Origin of the sequence: Pseudomonas sp. B21-048, assembly GCF_024748615.1 — a bacterium.
Lineage (GTDB): Bacteria > Pseudomonadota > Gammaproteobacteria > Pseudomonadales > Pseudomonadaceae > Aquipseudomonas.
Map to the genome: position 1 here is coordinate 2754099 of NZ_CP087168.1, position 19225 is coordinate 2773323.

At 57.3% G+C, this 19225-nt stretch carries 15 protein-coding genes and 3 pseudogenes; 2 read left to right on the plus strand and 16 right to left on the minus strand.

Annotated features, from left to right (window positions below):
- Nucleotides 1–139: 139 nt before the first annotated feature.
- From LOY56_RS12915 to LOY56_RS12955, 9 genes and pseudogenes are all read right to left on the minus strand, one after another.
- Nucleotides 140–565: a potassium channel family protein gene (locus LOY56_RS12915; RefSeq protein ID WP_258622424.1), complete on the minus strand. Its 426-nt coding sequence runs from the start codon at nucleotides 563–565 to the stop codon at nucleotides 140–142.
- 225 nt (nucleotides 566–790) lie between these two features.
- Complete coding sequence (locus LOY56_RS12920; RefSeq protein ID WP_258622426.1) at nucleotides 791–1438, minus strand: BON domain-containing protein; 648 nt, start codon at nucleotides 1436–1438, stop codon at nucleotides 791–793.
- Between the two features lie 133 nt (nucleotides 1439–1571).
- A pseudogene (locus LOY56_RS12925) lies at nucleotides 1572–2113 on the minus strand (hypothetical protein).
- A 538-nt stretch (nucleotides 2114–2651) separates the two neighbouring features.
- Complete coding sequence (locus LOY56_RS12930) at nucleotides 2652–3197, minus strand: hypothetical protein (protein WP_258622428.1); 546 nt, start codon at nucleotides 3195–3197, stop codon at nucleotides 2652–2654.
- 464 nt (nucleotides 3198–3661) lie between these two features.
- Nucleotides 3662–4400 (minus strand): annotated as a pseudogene (locus LOY56_RS12935) (site-specific integrase); the annotation flags it as partial.
- Between the two features lie 511 nt (nucleotides 4401–4911).
- Entirely contained in the window at nucleotides 4912–5436 is a 525-nt protein-coding gene (locus LOY56_RS12940; RefSeq protein ID WP_258622430.1) for a cupin domain-containing protein, read from the minus strand.
- A 210-nt stretch (nucleotides 5437–5646) separates the two neighbouring features.
- The gene (locus LOY56_RS12945) at nucleotides 5647–6849 is read right to left on the minus strand and encodes an MFS transporter (RefSeq protein ID WP_258622432.1); all 1203 of its coding nucleotides are present in this window, start codon (nucleotides 6847–6849) and stop codon (nucleotides 5647–5649) included.
- A gap of 10 nt (nucleotides 6850–6859) precedes the next feature.
- Nucleotides 6860–7684, minus strand: a complete 825-nt coding sequence (locus LOY56_RS12950) for a hypothetical protein (RefSeq protein WP_258622434.1) — start codon at nucleotides 7682–7684, stop codon at nucleotides 6860–6862.
- A 34-nt stretch (nucleotides 7685–7718) separates the two neighbouring features.
- Nucleotides 7719–8930, minus strand: a complete 1212-nt coding sequence (locus LOY56_RS12955; RefSeq protein WP_258622436.1) for an MFS transporter — start codon at nucleotides 8928–8930, stop codon at nucleotides 7719–7721.
- A 109-nt stretch (nucleotides 8931–9039) separates the two neighbouring features.
- Between LOY56_RS12955 and LOY56_RS12960 the strand changes: the two genes are divergently transcribed.
- Nucleotides 9040–10023 carry a LysR family transcriptional regulator gene (locus LOY56_RS12960; RefSeq protein ID WP_258622438.1) on the plus strand — a complete coding sequence of 328 codons (984 nt, stop codon included), beginning with the start codon at nucleotides 9040–9042 and terminating at the stop codon, nucleotides 10021–10023.
- A gap of 87 nt (nucleotides 10024–10110) precedes the next feature.
- Here the strand turns inward: LOY56_RS12960 and LOY56_RS12965 are convergent, their stop codons facing one another.
- Nucleotides 10111–10308 carry a YbdD/YjiX family protein gene (locus tag LOY56_RS12965; protein ID WP_258622440.1) on the minus strand — a complete coding sequence of 66 codons (198 nt, stop codon included), beginning with the start codon at nucleotides 10306–10308 and terminating at the stop codon, nucleotides 10111–10113.
- Nucleotides 10309–10323: 15 nt separating this feature from the next.
- Nucleotides 10324–12381 carry a carbon starvation CstA family protein gene (locus LOY56_RS12970; RefSeq protein WP_258622442.1) on the minus strand — a complete coding sequence of 686 codons (2058 nt, stop codon included), beginning with the start codon at nucleotides 12379–12381 and terminating at the stop codon, nucleotides 10324–10326.
- A gap of 234 nt (nucleotides 12382–12615) precedes the next feature.
- Here LOY56_RS12970 and LOY56_RS12975 point away from each other — a divergent pair.
- Nucleotides 12616–12831, plus strand: a pseudogene (locus LOY56_RS12975) (CoA transferase subunit A); the annotation flags it as partial.
- Between the two features lie 53 nt (nucleotides 12832–12884).
- Here the strand turns inward: LOY56_RS12975 and LOY56_RS12980 are convergent.
- From LOY56_RS12980 to LOY56_RS13000, 5 genes are all read right to left on the minus strand, one after another.
- The gene (locus tag LOY56_RS12980) at nucleotides 12885–13679 is read right to left on the minus strand and encodes an SDR family NAD(P)-dependent oxidoreductase (RefSeq protein WP_258622444.1); all 795 of its coding nucleotides are present in this window, start codon (nucleotides 13677–13679) and stop codon (nucleotides 12885–12887) included.
- An 82-nt stretch (nucleotides 13680–13761) separates the two neighbouring features.
- Nucleotides 13762–15231 carry an efflux transporter outer membrane subunit gene (locus LOY56_RS12985; RefSeq protein ID WP_258622446.1) on the minus strand — a complete coding sequence of 490 codons (1470 nt, stop codon included), beginning with the start codon at nucleotides 15229–15231 and terminating at the stop codon, nucleotides 13762–13764.
- A complete protein-coding gene (locus LOY56_RS12990; protein ID WP_258622450.1) occupies nucleotides 15228–16304 on the minus strand; it encodes an HlyD family secretion protein in 1077 nt (358 codons plus the stop codon). Before LOY56_RS12990 ends, LOY56_RS12985 begins: the two co-directional genes overlap by 4 nt.
- Nucleotides 16305–16329: 25 nt before the next feature.
- Nucleotides 16330–17850 carry an MFS transporter gene (locus tag LOY56_RS12995; RefSeq protein WP_258622635.1) on the minus strand — a complete coding sequence of 507 codons (1521 nt, stop codon included), beginning with the start codon at nucleotides 17848–17850 and terminating at the stop codon, nucleotides 16330–16332.
- A gap of 362 nt (nucleotides 17851–18212) precedes the next feature.
- Complete coding sequence (locus LOY56_RS13000; RefSeq protein ID WP_258622451.1) at nucleotides 18213–19127, minus strand: LysR family transcriptional regulator; 915 nt, start codon at nucleotides 19125–19127, stop codon at nucleotides 18213–18215.
- Nucleotides 19128–19225: the final 98 nt, after the last annotated feature.

Sequence of the window (19225 nt, forward strand, 5' to 3'; positions counted from 1 at the left end):
CTAGCGTGGTGCAGACTCCCAGAATCTGCGCATCCCCTGGTTTATCCGAGGCCTTGGCGGAGGGATGTCATGATGCAGGAACACAAGTTTTACCTCATAGAAGCGGTTGATGCAGGCAAGGTGTCGAGGCAGCCGGGTGCTATTTGCTCTTCCAGTACTTCTGCATCTCCAGAAACAGAAACGAAGCCGTCCAGGAGATCAGTACCAGGCCGGTCAGTGCCTGCAATCCGGTCAGGTACTTGAGTTGACCCATGGGTGAAATATCGCCAAAACCGATGGTGGTAAAAGTGGTGAAGGAAAAGTACACGCAGTCCATGAACGAGCCATCGAAATTGCCGCTCAGGCTGCCCCATTCACCGGAGCGGACCAGCAGGTAATAGACCAGTGCGAAACACCAGACTTCTATCGCATGGGCCAGCATCGCGCCGAACACCCCAACTACGATCCTGAAGCGGCTCCAGAGTTTGAGCCTGGGCAGCCAATCGTTCAGGCGCAACAGGCATTCGTAGTGGATCACCACTGTGACAATCACCACCAGCGTATTGATTAACGTAATCGAAAACATAGGGTGCCTCGAACATCCAGAAGCTGCTATCGCGGCGAAGTCGGCGCGCACTGTCAGCATAAGTAGCGCACCTAGGTTGCACCAACAATAGGCGTTATGAGGCCAGTTTTGAGCCCGTGCTATCGACAGTGCAAGTGCAGTGCAGACATTGACAGAATGATGCGAGGCGGGGGAGTTGAAAACCGACGCTTCTGTAGCACTGAATGATCAACGTTTCAGGTCGGATCAGGCGATGAGTATGTGGTTTTCCACATGCATCACCCCCGGGACCGCCCAAGCCGCATGTTCAGTAGCCTTCCGCTCTCGCCACAGATGAACGCAGCCTTCGAGTTTTACCGTCGTTCCCTCCACCGTAACGCGGATGTGGCTGGTATCCAGCTCTGCATTTCGCGCCATCGCATTTTCTATGCGGCGTTTGACATCTTCCAGACTGACCTTGGGTTTGACGATCAACAGATTGTTGATGCCGACGACCCCTGCCAGCTTACACATAGCCCTTTCAGCGTCTTCTTTTTGATATTGCCACTCCACTTCACCTTCAAGCGTGACCCATCCTTGCTGAACCTTGACCTGTATCTGGTCTTCTGGAATGTCAACATTCCATTGGATGATGTCCATGCAGCGGGACGCTATGACGTCATCTGCGACATCAGCATCGCCTGGTATCCGAACTTCGATTTCTTCGGCAACAGCATGTACGCCTTTAACGCGCTTTACAGCGCGTTCGGCCGCGATTTTTTCAGCGTAGGTCCGGACATGTCCGGTGAGGCTGACAACCCCGTTTTCTACAGCGACACCTATAGCCGCAGCATCAATGTGGGGTTGAAACTCAAGCTCATCGAGAATATCTCGGCGCAACTTTAAATCGTTCATGATGATTCCTCATTCATAGGGCAGACGTTCAAGGCCAGAAAAATCAGCCAGTTATGCCCATTCAACTGGTATCCAAAAATAGAAAACTGTGTTTTGTCATGGTTTGATTCGAAAGATTAGCTCAGAGCTGGCTTCATCGATTTTGTTCGGTCAGTCTGTGGGCGGCGAGCGCTATGACCCATTCTTCGTTTGTAGGTTCGACCATCACCTTGACTCGGCTGGCCGGGGTCGAGATCACGGCGGCATTGGCCAGATTGGCGGTTCGTCCAGTTCGATGCCCAGATAATGCAGGCCCGCGCACATCCGGGAGCGAATTGCCGCGTTATGTTCACCAATACCTGCGGTGAACACCAGCATGTCCAGGCCTCCCAGGATCGCAACAAGGGCACCGGCTTCGTGGATGAAACGGCGCAAGTACAACGCAAGGGCCATGGCTGCGCGTGGTTCGGCAGCTTCGACTTCGAGCAATACGCGCGGGTCGCTGGAAATGCCGGAAACCCCAAGCAGCCCAGATTCGTGATACAGGACGTGGCTAACCTGCTCCAGGTTCAACTTCCAGATTCCCATCAGGAAAATCACCGCGCCAGGGTCCATCGCCCCGCACCGGGTACCCATCATCAAGCCATCCAGCGCTGAGAAACCCATGGTGGTGGCGACGCTTTTCAAATCTCGCATGCCGCATAGGCTGGCGCCGCTACCCAGATGCGCGACCACCGTCCGACCACGAGCCTGGCTGTTCGTCGAGAACCAGAGACTGATTGTCGCCACCGTTTATTCCGACATTTTACGAGCTAATTTTTTAAGCTGATTTTTCTGTTTTTAAAGTGACAATGACAGGACATGTCGCGTGCATAGTTTTTGACAGTGATGTCTTTCAAATCAGATATTTTCTTACCGATATGCTCGACAGCGCGGTTGGGCCTCCAATTCTTACTCACTGAGCTTCTCCTTTCCTGAGGGACGCATAACCATGCATGGCACAGGGCTGTAGCTGGCTGATGATGAACCCGTTCACATCCTCTGTGATCGGGCATCAAGGGCCATTTTCGTGAGGCCTTGCTGGATGCCATGCAGAAGTTTTCCGGATTGGCAAAGGTTGGGATGATCGTTTGACGCTTGGCAGAAACAGGTGAGCTGAAGACTACAAGACGTAATAAAAGCGGACTTCCGCACACATGAATGAGCCGAGATCGAATTACAGCTTGCGTAGACACTATTTACTTTGCACCACTCGAACATGGGCTTGGCTTATGGCCTTGTAGATGCGAATCGATCGTAAAAGCGGCCACCAGTCGTATAGAAAAATCTGCAGCGGTCGCCACATTGCCACCCAGCCACCGATTATCAGGCTTTCGCGCGCTATGTTGACGAAAGCGCCAGTGCCAAATTGACCAATGACATCAGCTAAGCTCAGGCACAGGATCACAAAGGAGATGCCGATCAATAGGCTAATACGGCCGTCCCGAAGGAGATGCTTCAACTCACCGCGTACGAGACCTGCCTTACGATCAAAGTAATTGTGGATTGCCTCGAGCATGATCGCGCTTGGCTCGCCTTCTGCAGGCATATGCTCAAGATGAATTGTAATCCTGAGCCGGCTGTCCGACTTGAATTCCGCCGCCCAGGTCTCGATGAACGCTTCCGCTTCACGATCGAGATCCTTGTTAAGGAAAGGTGTCGGATCCATAGAGTTAAACAACTGCGCAAGTTCGCGTACCCGGAGTTGAAGGTGATGCTCAGGTGGTGACTTTTTTTTCATCGTGCTACCCGATTGTCATGGGTTGGCAATTTCGAGTTTCGCGACGCGCTTTCGCTGTGCATCCGTCTTGCGGTCGCCTCCAACTCTACCGTATCTCGTTGCTAGGGAACCGAACAGGTGGCTGGCTATTTCTTGGCCGAATTAAAAGGCCGGCAAGAAATAAAACGCCTGGCGAGGGAGGAGTCACTATGTCCGAAAAAAGATTTCTAACAATTGTCATAGTAATTTCATTTGCAGAACATGCTTGGTTTTATTGCGTGTTCGTTACGCGGAGGCATCCGGTACTGCCATCCCTGCTAGGAATGCAGGATTGGTTTATCGCGCGGTCGCAACCGCTCAAAAGCTTGCGTAGCATCGCACCGACTATGTCGCGATGATTTCGCCGCTGTAGAGATCAAGTACCGGTGAGAGGTAAAGCTTTCGCTAGGGGCATGATCGACCGCGACTCTGCCCGGATCCAAGAATTACTTTCGCATCTTTAGTCCTTTTACTGATCTGGCTCGTTGCTCGTCCAGACTGTTGTAGTAGGTGTTTTGCGTTGTGCTCAGGCTGTTATGACGCAGATCGGCTTGAAGGTCTTTCATACCGCGAAGCGGCGCGTCGAATGTGGCTGCTGTGTGCCGTAGCCAGTGGAGCGAGGCAGAGCGAAGTTGGTCAATCTCATCCTCACTCCAACCTTCACTCTGCATGCGCTGCAAAGCGCGATCAAACACTGCTTGAAGAAGCGACCCTACATGTAGGTCCGATAGCCCACCGCGGCCTTTCAGTGTGGTAATCCGTGGCGTTTGTTCCTGTGGTGAGGGCAGGGGAGAGAGCTTTTAGAAAGTGGCGATATCTCACGAGATAGCGCTCGACGTACTCGTCTCTCACACTGATCTTGGCCGCTTTGTTACCTTTGCCGACGACGTGGAACCACCAATTGCCCGTTGTATCCCGCCGCAAATCTCCCATTGTTGGCCGCCAGTTATCACGGCCGATCAGGTCAGACACACGGAGGTACATAGCAAAGAGCGTCGCCACGACAAACAGCGTCCGCTCATGGGCTGGATCATCGTCAGCCATCAGTTCCGCAGTATCAATCACGAAACTCCATTGCAACTCGGTCAAGGACCGAGACGCCACGTCCAGCGTGTTTCGCTGCTTATAGATCGACTTCTGCTTGATGGCACGGAAGGGATTTGCTTCCGTAAGACCTTCATCCATCTTTCCAGTTCCTCTTAATCCGAGGAACATGATCGACCGGGCGCTCCGTCCAGCAATGGCCCGGCCGCAGGAAACTCTCACAAGATTGAGGACTTCATCACGCCCTGCAAATTCAGGAGCTCTCTTTCCTGTGCTTGGTGCAAAAGGATTACGGCTAGAATCCATATGCTATTTCCCGGGAATCGCTTGGAAGTACGCTATCTTGGATTTCCTTCCGAGTTTAGACAAAGATTTGCTTCCGCGTTCTTCCAGCGCAGAGTCTTTCCTGGCTATCTGACGGCTGCCTTTGGGAAGTAAATATCCAAAGGCGGGTAGGATTCCCCGATTTGGACAATTACTTCACAGAAATTTGGATGTTTGCTTCCGGGTACTGGAATAGAGAATATTTTTATTAAGGATTTTTTCAGCTCCGACACATCGTTTAACATAATATACATTACACGTAACATCTTGTTTCAAGATTAGCCTGGTTGCACGCAGATTTTGCAGCCCTCAATTCCCCCAAACCTCCTCATCCTTGCGTCAGCTTCCCAATCAGCTCCGAATGCTCGGGAAACTGCGCTCTGAGCTTCTGCCGGTTGCCCATCTCCATATCTGCAAAATCAAACCCTGGTGAAACCGCTTCACTGATCAAACCGTATTTCGCTGAACCATTCATAAGCTGCGAAGCTTTCCAGACGCCACCAGGTACATGCATCTGCAAACATTGCCCGGCGATAATGTCGCTGCCCATCACCACAGTTTTCAACGTGCCGTCTGGAAAGATCAGGCTGTACTGAATCGGGTTTCCCAAATGGTAGTAATGAACGATGTCCGATTGATTCAGGTGGAAATGACCGATCGGCGAATCCTTGGTCAGCAAGTAATAAATTGAAGTCATCAGGTGACGTTGACCACCATTGATCTCGACCATAGCGTGGTGATTGGATTGAAAGCTTCTTCGGTAGAAACCGCCTTCCATGTGAGGCTCCAGAGCCAATGCGGCGATCACTGCTTCAGCGTTGGGGATTTGAGTATCGAATTCACTGTTGGTCATGCAGATGCCCTCCCTTAAAAACACTATGCCTATTAGATTTGTTTTGTCGATAGACTATAACTATACTAAACAGTCATTTAGTATAGTTGTTGATTAGAGCCAAGACATTTGGTCCTGCATCAGGGGATCCAGCCTCCCCCGTTAGTTTCCACTTTATCCATCAGAAGGCAGCCCCTTAACTATCGGGTGCCAGGCACCAAATCGAGTATTTCATCGATCCCGAGGCAACGAGGTTCCATCTCCAGCGTTCGACCATTGAGCAGTATTCCATCCGCGACATCTCTCATCGCCAGTGACGTCGCCGAGGCCGCCAAACAACACTGGCGCCAGCGCTCCCCCACCGATGGTGCCGGTATAGAACACGGCGAAGGCATGCTCTCGCTTGCCAGGGCTGGCCAGATCCGGCACGGCGCCATACAACACCGATGATGTTCCGTTCAACGCCAGACCCAGCAGCGGCAACATCGCCATCAGGCCGAAAATCGGCAGGTACACGGCCATGATGATCAACATCGCGGTGGAGAACTCGGTCAGCCACACGGTTTTCATCATGCCGATGCGTGCACCCAAGTAGCCGCACAGCAACTTGCCGAACGCACCGCCCACGAACAACATCGTCAGCGCCAGGCCTATACCCGCCGTCCCGGCCCCCTTCTCTTTCAGCAGGAACGGCAAGAAGGTGAGAAACCCCATTCGCACCGCACTGTCCAGTGTGCCGGTCACGATCAGCGCGCGCAGCCCGCTGGCGGAGCCATTTCCCATGATTACCCTGGAGGACTTGCCCTGACCGGACGAGGAAACGGCGCGCGCCGGGATCAGCCACCACAGCAGGCCGGCTGCGGCCAGACCGAGCAGGCCCATCAGCGTGACACTCGCCCGCCAGCTGATGACTGTCAGCAACAGGCCGACCAACCCCGGTATCAGCGTTTTGCCGATGTCCCCGAAAAAGTTGTACTGCGACAACGCTTGCTTGACGCCCCCGCCCGCCTCGTGAGTATCGGTGATCAACGAAGACGCCAGCGGATGTTGGGTACTCGCGCCCAATCCGCCCAACAACAGCGCCAACAACAGCACCGTCAAACCGCCTGCCTGCCCCGCCAGCAAGTAAGCCAGCCCCGCGAGTGCGGTCCCGCCCACCAGCATGCTCTCTCGCCCCCATCGCCTGGCGGCCCGGCTCGCCAATAGCTGGAAACCGGCCATCATCCCGGAGTAAGCGCCGCGCAACAGGCCGATCTGGGCGTAGCTCATGGCGAACTGCGCCTGCCAGATCGGTAACAGCACATAGATAACGTCGGTCAGACCATCATGCACGGCGTGGGCGCCACAGCCAGCCACCAGGGATCGGCGACGTACAGAAGCATCAGCCAATTGCGACTCTTGCAAGGACGATACTTCGTCTTTCAGATCGTTCATCGCTCCACCATTACTGCAACAGTTGCGCGCAATCCTTCATCACGCCGGATTTGCGACGCAGGTAGTCGGCGAAAATCTCCCGGGCGGTTTCCTGGTCGACAGCAATCTGCATCGCATCGACAAATTCGTTCACGGCCGCTACGGCATGGGCGAAATGATTGCTCTCGGTCCCACCGGTATGCACGGTGACCCAGGCGACTGTAGCGCGGGCCTTTTCCGCTGGCACGCCCATGTCGCGGACAAACCACTGTTTGTACAGCGGATGGATAAACTCCACTTCGCCATGGGTATACACCTCATGGATCAAAGTGGTCAGCAAGCCTTGCAACAAATCGCGATCGCGCAGGCGGCGAGCGTCAGTCCAGTCTTTGAAGGACTGGGCCGAAGGCAGGCAGTTTTCTTTCAACAGCCACAGGTCATCGCCGCACAGAGGCGTGGCCATGTTGTAGAACAGGTCCGAGTGCAAGGTATTGCCCAGCGCGCCCAAGTCCTCATCGGTAATCCGTTGCAGACTGCCGCAGGCCCGATAGAGCCTCTCGGCGGCCTCGGAGCCCTGCTCTGAGCGCGCCAGTAAAGTAATGCGGTTGGCCAGGCCCGAGACGCTGGCGGCCGAGTTGTTGGTCTTGGACCAACTGGCGAAAAACTTGCGCAAGGCCACCGGCGAATGGCGACGCGCGGTGAGTGTCTCGAAGGCACTTTCGATGTCCACAAGCGCACCCTCTTCGCTCCAGAACGCCTCGAACAGTGCATGTTTCAAGACACTGGCAGGCATGTCGTTCAACACCGGTTCGACGATTTTCAACAACTGGCTCTGTCGGGTCATTACGTTACTCATGGTCATCTCACATATTCCTTTATTGGATGATGAATCAGGCAGGTTCACCGGTTCGCTCGGAACCGTTACGGTCGTGCGCGACCGGCGTATCGGGTTTGAGGGGTTTCCAGCCGGTCAAGGCGATCAACAGCGACAACAACTGAAAGCCGATGATCAGCACCACGCAGCCCTGCCAGCCCCAGCGACTCCAGATCATCGCGGGGACGATGGCGCCGAAGCTGCCCCCCAGGTAATAACCCGTCAGGTACAGCCCCACTGCCCCGGCCTTGTCATGTCGGGCCGTGGCCGTGATAAAGGCGTTGGCAGAGGCCTGGGCCAGAAACACGCCGGTCGAACTCAGGGCCAGGCCCAGCACGATCAGCCACAGCGACGGCAGCAGGGTCAGGATCGAACCACTGACTCCCAACACCACTGCGCCCACCAGCAACTCGGATTGCGGCCGCAATTTGCTCAAGCGCCCGGCGATGGGAATCACCACCAATGCCAGCAGGAACACCGCATAGATCGTCCCCAGGGCCGCGGCTCCGAGGTTGAACGGTGTCTGACTGAGGTACAGACCGGCGTAAGTGAAGGTCGCCACTTGCGAGAACAGCACACAAAAACCGACGCCATAGGCCGCCAGCAAAGGTTTGCTGCACAGTTCGCGAAGCGCTTGCAGACGGATAGGTGAAGCCCTGGCAGCCAACACTGGATTGGCCGGCAGCAAAAAGTGGATGGCCACGCCGACGAACAGACTCATCGCCGCCAACAGTTCAAAGGCCTCTCGCCAGCCCACATATTCGGTCATGATCCCTGTCACGAAGCGTCCGGCAAATCCGCCCAGCACGGTACCGGCCACATAGAGGCTGGTGATGACAGTCACCGTGCCACCGCTCCAGCGGTCGCCGATGTAGGCTACGCTCGTGGCGAACACCACCGGAATCAACATGCCTTCGACAAAACGCCAGACCAACAGCTCGGCAAAGCTGCCGGCATGGGCTGTCAATAGTGCCGGCACCGCCAATAGCAGTGCTGCGCAGACAATCACCGAGCGTTGCTCAAAGCGACCGGCAAGACGGCTGACAAAGGGCGCAGTGAGGGCGACCGCCAGGGTGGTCACCGTTATGCTCCATCCTGCTTGCCGGGCACTCACCTGAAAACTCAGGGCAAACTCCTGAAGTATGCTCTGGGTTGAATACAAGTTAAGGAAGGCCGCACAACCACACAGAAACAGGGCGACGCGAGCACTATGCAGGCGCGAATTCATGAGGCCTCTCGTTTTATGACCCGAGGCCTTTATAGAATATGCAGGTTGCCGAAGACCAATACCGAATTCGGACCGATCAATACCCAAGAAACAGGACGCTTGGCCTACGATGCTTGATCTACGCAAGTTACGTTATTTTTTGACGGTCGCCCAAGAGCTGCACTTTGGTCGCGCAGCATTGCGTCTGCACCTCGCCCAGCCGCCGTTGACCCGGCAGATTTCGGCTCTGGAAGCAGAGCTCGGTTTTCGCCTGTTCGATCGCACCAGCCGAACGGTGTCGCTCACTGCACAAGGCCGACATTTCCTGCCTTACGCGCGCGCCGTACTGGAACAGGCCGACCTGACCGAAGTCATCGCCAGCAAATTGGCTGCGGGATCGGCCGGGCAACTGGCACTGGGTTATGCCAGTTCGATTGCTTTGTCGGACATGTTCAGCCAGGCCATTCAAGCCTTTGCCCAACGCTTTCCAGCAGTTCAGCTGACGCTGGTGGAAGGTGCGTCTGGCAGTCTGTGGTCGCAAGTCGTCGATGGTCGTATCGATATCGGCATGAGCCGACTGCAGCTTCAAAGCGGGCAAACAGAGGTCCGGGCATTGTCCCTGGGAGAGGAGCCGCTGGTGGCCGCTCTTTCCAGCGACAACCCGTTGGCCAGCCAAGCCGAGGTCACCCTGGCCCAGCTTAGCGCGCACCCATTGATTTTGTTTCCGGTCGATTACGGCTCGGGGCTCAACGAGTCGATTGAACAATTGTACCGGCGCAGCGGCCTGCCCCTGCGTCCAGGCCCGTCCGGACGACAGATCACTTCGATCATCGCGTTAGTGGCCGCCGGGCAAGGTGTTGCGCTGGTGCCCCAGTGCACACAGACTCTGGTGAAAAAGGGCGTGACCTACCGGCCGCTGGCAGATCCCGAAGCCTGCGCGCAACTGCTGATACTCACGCGAACCCGGGGGCGTAGCCTGTTGGTCGAGGCCTTCATGGGGGTGATTGACGAACTGTTGCAGGCGCGGCAGCGTCATCAACCGAGCCAGTCAGTTAAAGCACAATCCATGCAGGAGCGGGCTTGCTCGCGAAAAGGTCGTGCCAGTCGACATTAATGTTGAATGACACACCTCTTTCGCGAGCAAGCCCGCTGCCATACAGACCTGCTCTCGCATTACATCCGATAACCCGATATCAGCGGGTCAACAGCACTTCGGTCCCGCCTTGCCACCGTAACGGGCTTCCTGACGTTCGCGAAAGAACACCTCGTAACTCATCACCGGTTTGTCCGGGTGTCTGGTTTGCATATGCTCGACGTAAGTGTCGTAGTCAGGCATGCCAACCATCAGGCGTGCAGCCTGACCGAGGTATTTACCAAGGCGACTCAGGTCATTGAACATGGGCACCCTCCTCCATCAAGCATCCGGCAGAGCCTGGAATGGCGCTTCTTTATCCGTACGTTCCTTGGTGCCCCAGGCGGCAATGCCGACCTTGAGCGCAAAGAACAGGATGCTGAACACCACGAGCAAAAACAGCACAGTCAGCGTCGCATTGGTGTAGGCGTTGTAGATCACGTGCTGCATCTGCTCGATGCTCTTGGCCGGCGCCAGAACCTGACCGTTGGCCAGGGCATCGCTGTACTTCTTGGCCAGCGCCAGGAAACCGATGGCCGGGTTGGCGTCGAACAGCTTGATGAAGCCTGCGGTGGTGGTGCAGATCAGCAACCACACGGCTGGCAGCAGGGTCACCCAGACATAGCGTTGGCGTTTCATTTTGATCAGCACAACGGTTGCCAGCATCAGCGCGATACCCGCCAGCATCTGGTTGGAGATGCCGAACAACGGCCACAAGGTGTTGATCCCGCCCAGCGGGTCGATCACGCCTTGGTACAGCAGGTAACCCCACATCGCCACACAACCGGCGGTGGCGATCAGGTTGGCGGTCCAGGATTCGGTGCGTTTGAGCGCCGGCACAAAGGAGCCGAGCAAGTCCTGCAGCATGAAACGCCCGGCACGGGTACCGGCGTCGACCGCGGTCAGGATGAACAGCGCTTCGAACAGGATTGCGAAGTGGTACCAGAACGCCATGGTGTTTTCACCCGGCAGCACGTGGTGCAGGATCTGCGCAATACCGACCGCCAAGGTCGGCGCACCGCCGGCACGGGCCAGGATGGTGGTTTCACCGATGTCCTTGGCCACCGCTTGCAGCGCTTCCGGGGTAATTGCAAAACCCCAGCTGCTGACGGTCTGAGCCACCGAAACAGCATCCGCGCCGACAAGGGCCGCCGGGCTGTTCATGGCGAAGTACACGCCTGGCTCGATCACCGAAGCAGCAACCATTGCCATGATCGCCACGAAGGATTCCATCAGCATGCCGCCATAACCGATGTAACGGGCATGGCCTTCGCTGGCGAGCAATTTCGGCGTGGTGCCGGAAGCAATCAGTGCGTGGAAACCGGATACCGCGCCACAGGCGATGGTGATGAACAGGAACGGGAACAGACCGCCCTTCCACACCGGCCCCGTGCCGTCGATGAATTGAGTCAATGCCGGCATTTTCAGGTCGGGCATGGTGATCAGGATGCCGATCGCCAGCGCAACGATGGTGCCGATCTTGAGGAAGGTCGACAGGTAATCACGCGGCGCCAGAATCAGCCACACCGGCAGTACCGCCGCGACGAAACCGTAGCCGATCAACATCCAGGTGATCTGAATCCCGGTGAAGCTGAACGCCTTGGCCCACACCGGGTCAGCGGCAATCTGCCCGCCCAGCCAGATCGAACCCAGCAGCAACGCCACGCCGATTACCGAGATTTCACCGATGCGACCCGGGCGGATGTAGCGCATGTAAATGCCCATGAACATCGCGATCGGGATGGTCGCCATCACCGTGAAAATGCCCCACGGGCTTTCGGCCAGGGCCTTGACCACGATCAGCGCCAGCACTGCGAGGATAATGATCATGATCAGGAAGCAACCGAACAGCGCGATGGTCCCGGGGATGCGGCCCATTTCTTCACGGACCATATCGCCCAGGGAACGGCCGTTGCGGCGGGTGGACATGAACAGGACCATGAAGTCCTGCACCGCACCGGCCAGCACCACCCCGGCAATCAGCCACAGCGTACCGGGCAGGTAGCCCATCTGCGCCGCCAATACCGGACCGACCAGCGGCCCCGCGCCGGCGATGGCCGCGAAGTGGTGACCGAACAGCACGTGTTTGTTGGTCGGCACGTAGTCCAGACCATCATTGTTAAGTACGGCGGGAGTGGCTCGATTGGGATCGAGTTGCATCACCTTGGTGGCGATGAACAGGCTGTAATAGCGGTATGCGACAAGGTAGATAGCGACTGCTGCGACTACGATCCAGAGGGCGTTGATGGCTTCGCCGCGGCGCAGGGCCACGACACTCAGCGCAAACGCTCCCAGGACAGCCACGGCAAACCAGGCGAGGTGTTTAGCCAGACGGGGCATAGCGTGTCTCCTGCCGACAGCCATGGCTGCGGCGGTAATTTTTATAATTGTGTCCGCTGTGCGGAGCCAGCCCAATATCTGCGCATGTTGTCGACAAATAAATCCGCGTTACTACGTACGCGGCATCTGCGTAGTTCTACGTAGATGCCGCTGATCTGTCAGTTGAAATGCAAGCCCCTCCGCAGGCCACCTCGGTGTTCATTAGATATGAGAGCAATGTCATTAGGCTTGGATAAGGAAATCGTCGACGACCGCAATGCACCGATGAACTCCTGTGTATTGCCGAGCTGGGCCCTGAGCGCGGTTTGCCACGTACCGGGCGGAGCGCATCCTTCCTACGCCCACGATTACAACGAGCGCGACAACCGCTTCTATCAGGCCTGGGACCCGATTGCCCGCGATCGTGAAACCTTCACCGCGTGGATCAACGAATACATCCACGCGGCGGAGGTCACCGCCCATGCCTTCTTGCCTCCAGTGACCTTCAACGGTCACCCTCTGCATCAGGCGATGGAGCGAACCACGCCACCATCGACACGCATCGCCGCACCGGTGGTTGCGCTGGCTTGAAGCGACGCCAGATAGACCACCAGATTCGCCACTTCTTCAGTCGTCGCCAAACGCTTGATCAGCGAGCTTGCGCGATGTTGCGCGATGAAGCTCTTCTCCAGCTGCTCAGACGGCACGCCTTGTTCTTCGGCCATCTGCGCGAAGAAACCGCCGACACCTTCAGAACGCGTTGGTCCCGGCAGTACCGCGTTGACCGTCACACCGGTGCCGGCCAGCGTTTCCGCCAGACCACGAGAGATTGCCAGCAGCGCGGTTTTGGTGGTGCCGTAATGGACCATTTCAGCCGGAATCTGCAACGCCGATTCACTGGACAGGAACAACACCCGACCCCAGCCACGTTCAGCCATGGCCGGCGCATAGTGACGTGACAGACGCACTGCGCTCATCACGTTGACGTCGAAAAAACGCTGCCAGTCAGCATCGGTAATATCAAAGAAACCCTTGGGCTCGAAGATCCCCAGGTTGTTCACCAGGATGTCGACATTCAAGATTTTGGAGAACAGTTCCCGCGCGCCTTCCACGGTTCCCAGATCGGCTGCAAGACCGATCAGCCGAGCACCCGGCAGTCGGCTCAGAATGTGCTCGATAGCCTTGCGCACCCTCTCCTCGCTGCGCCCGTTGATGACCACTTCAGCACCCGCCTCGGCCAGACCGAAAGCAATAGCCAGACCAATACCGGCTGTGGAACCACTGACGATCGCGCGCTTTCCGTGCAACGATATGTTCATGCTTACTTTCTCCGATGGATGATGTAACGACACAAAAGGCGGACTCAAGGTCCGCCGTAATTGATTCGAAAAGCCTGGCGCCTCAATCAGTGGTACCGGCATCAGCCGTTGCCAGCGGATAAATCGACTGCCAGCCGCCACCTAGTGATTTATATAGCCCAACCATGGCCAACGAGACCGTGGTCGAGCTTTCCACCAGTTGTTCCTGATTCGCCAACAAGGCGCTCTGAACCGTCAGCACGTTGAGAAAATCCACCGCCCCTTCGACGTACTGGCTTTGCGCAGTTTCCAGCGCAATCCGGTTCTGCCGCACCGCTTCGGCCAGTCGGTCACGTCGCAGTTGGCTGGCGTTGTACAAGGTCAGCACATCATCAATTTCATGCCAGGCCCGCAGCACCACCTGTTGGTAATCGAGCGCCGCTTCCTGTTGCTGCGCCTCGCGCAACTTGACCATCCCACGCAAACGCCCACCCTCGAAAATCGGCAGGCTCAACTGTGGGCCTATAGCAAATTGGCGCGAGCCCCAGGACCCGAAATCCGATAGCTGCATCGACTGGAAACCAACGTTGCCGGACAGACGAATGCGCGGATAGAAATCACCCTTGGCCACTCCGATCCCAGCCGTCGCGGCATGCAGACGGGCTTCGGCCTGACGAATATCCGGACGCCGCTCGGCCAGCTCCGACGGCAAGCCAATTGCGAAGTTTTGTGGGGTTTGCGGTACTTGTGCCGGTCGTTCCAGTTCGGCCTGCAAGGCTCTTGGTGGCTCGGCCAACAGCAGGCTCAAAGCATTGATCAACTGTGCCTGACGCTGTTCGAGCGACGGTAAGCGAGCTTCGACTGCGGCGACCTGCGCAGCGGCTTCAGCCACATCCAGATTGGTCGCGATGCCATCAGCCAAACGCATCTGCGACAGCTTTAGGCTGTGCCGGGAAACATCAAGGTTCTCGCGAGTGACCGCGAGAGTGCTCTGCACGCCGCGCAGCTGAATGTAATCGTGAGCGGTCTCGGCCAGAATCGACAGCAGGACCATGCGCCGGTCGTTCTCAGCCACCTCGACCGATGCATCGGCCGCTTCCACTTCGCGCTGGACCCGACCCCACAAGTCTAGCTCCCAGGCAGCGGTGAAATCGCCCTCCCAGAGATTGAAGGCAGACTTGCCGCCCTTGCCCGAAGGATCGTTCAGGCCCTTGCTGCTATTGCGTGCCCGCTCATAGCCGATACCGGCATCAAGGCTCGGATATTGATCGGCGGCGATGGTCTGGCGCGCCGCTCGACTCTGCTGCAGACGAGCACTGGCGATTTTTATATCGAGGTTGCTGGTGACAACACGGCGAGCCAGGGCAGACAACTGCGTGTCGTGAAAGAGGTCCCACCAGCGTTCTTCCACCGGCGAAGCCTCTGGGCGACTGGCGGCAGCCTGGCCTTGCAGCACGGACCACTTTGCGTTACCTGGCCCCTGAGGCTTCTGAAAGTCCGGACCAACGCTGCAAGCCGAGAGCATCAACACGCTCGACAACAATAATGGCTGAACAGGGAAAGTCCGACTCATCGAAGGGTGACCTCTTTACGTGCGTCGTTGCCCTGCGGGTCCTGCGTCTCGATACTGGCTTCCACCGACATGCCCACACGCAGGCGGTTCGCCAACGGTTGATCGGCATCCAGCGCAATCTTCACCGGTATCCGCTGCACGACTTTGGTGAAGTTGCCCGTCGCATTGTCCGGTTTGACCGAAGCAAAGGTCACCCCGGTCGCCGGCGCAATACTATCGACCCGACCGGTGAGGCTCTCGCCACTAAAGGTGTCGACGCGGATCTTCACGGGCTGTCCTGGCTGCACATGCGTCAACTGGGTTTCCTGGAAGTTGCCAACCACATAGGCCCGATCCAGAGGAACAATCGCCATGATCTTCGCGCCGGGATTGACATAGGCCCCGACACGCGCAGCACGTTCACCGACTACACCATCAATGGGTGCCACGAGACGAGTGTAAGACAGATCAAAACGGGCCCGCTCCAAAGATGCCAATGCATGTTTATGGCCTCCGTCGGCACTGTCGAGCTGGGCCTTGAGGATATCCACCTGCTTACGCGAAGCGGCCAAGGCAGCGGTCGAGTTGGCTAAGCGGGCGCTGGCTTGATCCACCCGGCTGCGGGCCTGCTGAGCATTTTGCACGGTCCCGGCGCCCTGGCCTGCGAGATGGTTGTAGCGCGTCAGTTCGTGCTCCGCGAATGCTTGCTCAGCCTTGTCGGCAGCCACCATGGCCTGCGCCTGAGCGATCAATGACGACTGGCGTTCCAGCGTGGCTTGCGCGTTTTGGAACTGCGCCTGCGAAACCAGTGACTGTGCTTCGGCCGCCTGGAGCGCAGCCTGATAGTCACGATCATCGATTACCACCAGCAATTGACCGGCCTTCACCGGCTGGTTGTCCTCCACCAGCACCTGACTAATAAAGCCCGAAACCTTCGGCGCCACCAACGTGTAGTCCGCCGTGATAAACGCATCGTTAGTGGTTTGCAGTGAGCCGGAACCAAACAGGCGCGGCGCTGCCAGGTAGATGACCCCGCCAAGAGCAACCAAGGCAACCGTGTACAAGGCAATTTTCTGATTTTTACTCGTAGTCATAACGACTTTCTCTCTGAATGGAACGCTATGCCACCGCACGAGGTGGATAGATCCGGGAAGGCATCAACGGAATCAACAGAATCAAGGCCAGTGCCAGCAGCGCCATGCAGTAGTACAAGTCCGAAGACGTCAGTACGACCGCCTGTTCGTGGATGCGATAGGCAAGCCCTTCAGCGTCGCTGTCTGCCAGAGGCGAGTTGCCCAGGCGATCGACCAGCATGGTTGAGTGGAAATGCAGCCGCGCCGTGGTCAGCACATCCAGCACGCCGGTAGCAAGGACCGCCGAAAACCCTTTGACGGTGTTGAACCAGGCGGAAGCGAACGGGCCGTCTTGCGGCGCCAGGCCACCGGTAGCGAGCATCAGCAACGGGATCACCGCCATCGGCTGACCAAACACCTGGAATAGCTGCAAGATGTAGAAGTTGTCACGAATCCACTGGGAAGTGATTTGCGTGCCGCCAGCACAGGCCAGCGCCAGCAATCCAAGACCGATAGCCAGAACCCATCGGCAGTCGACCCGACGGATGTTGCACAAGGCCGCCACCAGCGGTAACGCCAGCAACTGCGGCAAGGCCACCATCAGCAATACGGGCGCAGTTTGAACCGGGCGATATCCCTGCACCTGAGCCAAGTAGCTGGAAGGGATGATGATCACCGCCAGCAATATAATCAGTACCCCGCCGAGGGTTAGCAACGAGTGCGACAGGTTCAGGTTGGTCAGCATCTGCAATTTAAAGAACGGCAGCGGGTGCGACCATTCATTAATAAAGAACAACACCAACAGCACCATACCGCCACCAAGCAGCCAGCAAATCAGCGTGGACTCGAACCAGTCCAGACGATTGCCCTGGGACAGACCGATCACCAGCGCACAAATCGCCGGAAAACCGAGCAACAAGCCACGCCAGTCAAACTGTTTGAAACGCTCAAAGCGCATCGGGTCCCGCGGCAAGCCATATGCAACCGCGACCATCGCCAACAAGCAGGGTGGGACAATCTGCCAGAACGCCCATTGCCAACCGACGTATTCGGTCCACAACGCGGCCAACGGAGTCCCCAGGCTCGGACCGAAGGTGGCAGTCAACGCATAACTTGCCAGCCCGTAAAGCTTGACGCCGGGCGGGAGAAAACGCAGCGCGACGGTCATCAGCATCGGCGGCAGACTGCCCCCGGCCAGCCCCTGCAAAGTTCGTAACACCATCAGGCTTTCGAGGTTCGGAGCGAACGGGCAGAGAACCCCAAGCACGGTAAACGCACCGATCGCGCTGAGAGTGAAGCGACGCAGGGAGAAGGTGACCGAACACCAGGGCGCAAACGCCATGGCCGAGACTGAGGTGGCAGCGTAAGTGGCGATCAACCAGGTACCTTCATCCGCGCCGATATACAGCGCGCCACGAATGTCAGGCATGGCCACTTTGGCGACCATCTCGTTGAGACCGGCCACCAATACGGCAATCAGCACCCCGACCAGCCCGATCACAATACGCAGGCCAAACACTGGCGCAGCGGCCGGTGCGGGTTTCGCCACTTCCAGCGCCGGGGCCATAACAGCAGAGGCTGCGAGCGAACTCACAGGGTCACCCGTTGGCCAGCGCCCCGAAAGACAGAAAACAACACAAGACACATTGCGTCATGACTCCAAGTAAAGGATTTACCTGGATAGTTTATGAAGACGCAATAGTTCCGAAAACTGACATATGGGAAGCTTTAAGCTGCACCCAGCGCACGTATCAATCCACAGAAACTATCCAGCTCCAAATTGCCCTTCGGCAGATGCTTACAGAGATTGGGAGCTACCTGGAAAACATCGGGTTACTCGGTTGGCGTAGCTGCTGCCGCAGGCTGCGATAAGCCGGGGTCGTGCTCGGCCCGAAAGGGCTTGGGGCGATCCTGGAAGCGCAAGCTGCTTCAAACCCGTGGCGAGGAGTACTTGGCGCAGCTCTCTTTCAACGTCTGACGCAGCCAGCGATGGGCCGAGTCGTTATCAAAGCGTGGATGCCAGGCCTGCATGATCACCACCGTCTCCAGCGCCATAGGGATACGGAACGAACGCAACGGCAACCCCAGCCGCGAGACGCTCCACAACACATGCTCCGGCAGCGGCAGCAACAGGTCGGAATCGGGCAAGGCGAACATCGCCGAGTGAAAGCTAGGGGTGATCAACGCGACACGCCGCTGCAAGCCCATCCCGGCCAAAGCGGTATCGATCGGCCCGGTTGCACGCCCGCGTCGCGACACGCTGACCTGCGCATAGGAGGCGAAACGTTTGGGAGTGATTTCTTCCTGAAAGATTGGGTGATCCACCCGGGCCAGGCCGACAAAGGTCGTGGTAAACAGGCTCTGGACTTTGATTTCCGGCCCAAGATTGCGCGTCGCACTGATATAAAGATCGATCCGCCCTTCGCGCAACGCGTCATCCTCACCCTCGCCTTCCGGCACGAAGCGCAGCACGGTACGTGGGGCCTTTTTGCGCATGATTTCCAGCAGTTGCGCACCAAAGGCCGCGACAAATACGTCATTCGCCCGCAAGTTGTAGCAGCGTTCCAGCGTCGTCAGATCGACCTCATCACCCGAAAGGAACACCTGCGCCGCTTGCTCGACCAAGCTGCGCACCTGAGCCCGTAATGCCAGGGCCTTGGGTGTCGGCACCAGGCCACGCCCGGCGCGCACCAGAATCGGATCACCGACTGCGCTACGTATCCGGGTCAAGGTCCGGCTCATGGCCGCGGGACTCAAGCTCATGCGCCGGGCAGCACCGACCACACTGCCCTCGTCCAGCAGCGCATCCAAGGCCACCAGCAGATTCATATCTGGAAGATGCACAACAAACACTCCTTGTGAAAATCAATTAATTCTGGCGCAATCCTAGCAGTTTCTGACCAAGCACCAATGGGCGCGAAGCCTGCGCCGTATCCTGCAGA

Excerpts from the sequence above, each read along its gene's own strand:
- LOY56_RS12915 (WP_258622424.1), bottom strand. The coding sequence starts at position 565 with ATGTTTTCGATTACGTTAATCAATACGCTGGTGGTGATTGTCACAGTG.
- LOY56_RS12920 (WP_258622426.1), bottom strand. The coding sequence starts at position 1,438 with ATGAACGATTTAAAGTTGCGCCGAGATATTCTCGATGAGCTTGAGTTT.
- LOY56_RS12930 (WP_258622428.1), bottom strand. The coding sequence starts at position 3,197 with ATGAAAAAAAAGTCACCACCTGAGCATCACCTTCAACTCCGGGTACGC.
- LOY56_RS12940 (WP_258622430.1), bottom strand. The coding sequence starts at position 5,436 with ATGACCAACAGTGAATTCGATACTCAAATCCCCAACGCTGAAGCAGTG.
- LOY56_RS12945 (WP_258622432.1), bottom strand. The coding sequence starts at position 6,849 with ATGAACGATCTGAAAGACGAAGTATCGTCCTTGCAAGAGTCGCAATTG.
- LOY56_RS12950 (WP_258622434.1), bottom strand. The coding sequence starts at position 7,684 with ATGAGTAACGTAATGACCCGACAGAGCCAGTTGTTGAAAATCGTCGAA.
- LOY56_RS12955 (WP_258622436.1), bottom strand. The coding sequence starts at position 8,930 with ATGAATTCGCGCCTGCATAGTGCTCGCGTCGCCCTGTTTCTGTGTGGT.
- LOY56_RS12960 (WP_258622438.1), top strand. The coding sequence starts at position 9,040 with ATGCTTGATCTACGCAAGTTACGTTATTTTTTGACGGTCGCCCAAGAG.
- LOY56_RS12965 (WP_258622440.1), bottom strand. The coding sequence starts at position 10,308 with ATGTTCAATGACCTGAGTCGCCTTGGTAAATACCTCGGTCAGGCTGCA.
- LOY56_RS12970 (WP_258622442.1), bottom strand. The coding sequence starts at position 12,381 with ATGCCCCGTCTGGCTAAACACCTCGCCTGGTTTGCCGTGGCTGTCCTG.
- LOY56_RS12980 (WP_258622444.1), bottom strand. The coding sequence starts at position 13,679 with ATGAACATATCGTTGCACGGAAAGCGCGCGATCGTCAGTGGTTCCACA.
- LOY56_RS12985 (WP_258622446.1), bottom strand. The coding sequence starts at position 15,231 with ATGAGTCGGACTTTCCCTGTTCAGCCATTATTGTTGTCGAGCGTGTTG.
- LOY56_RS12990 (WP_258622450.1), bottom strand. The coding sequence starts at position 16,304 with ATGACTACGAGTAAAAATCAGAAAATTGCCTTGTACACGGTTGCCTTG.
- LOY56_RS12995 (WP_258622635.1), bottom strand. The coding sequence starts at position 17,850 with ATGGCCCCGGCGCTGGAAGTGGCGAAACCCGCACCGGCCGCTGCGCCA.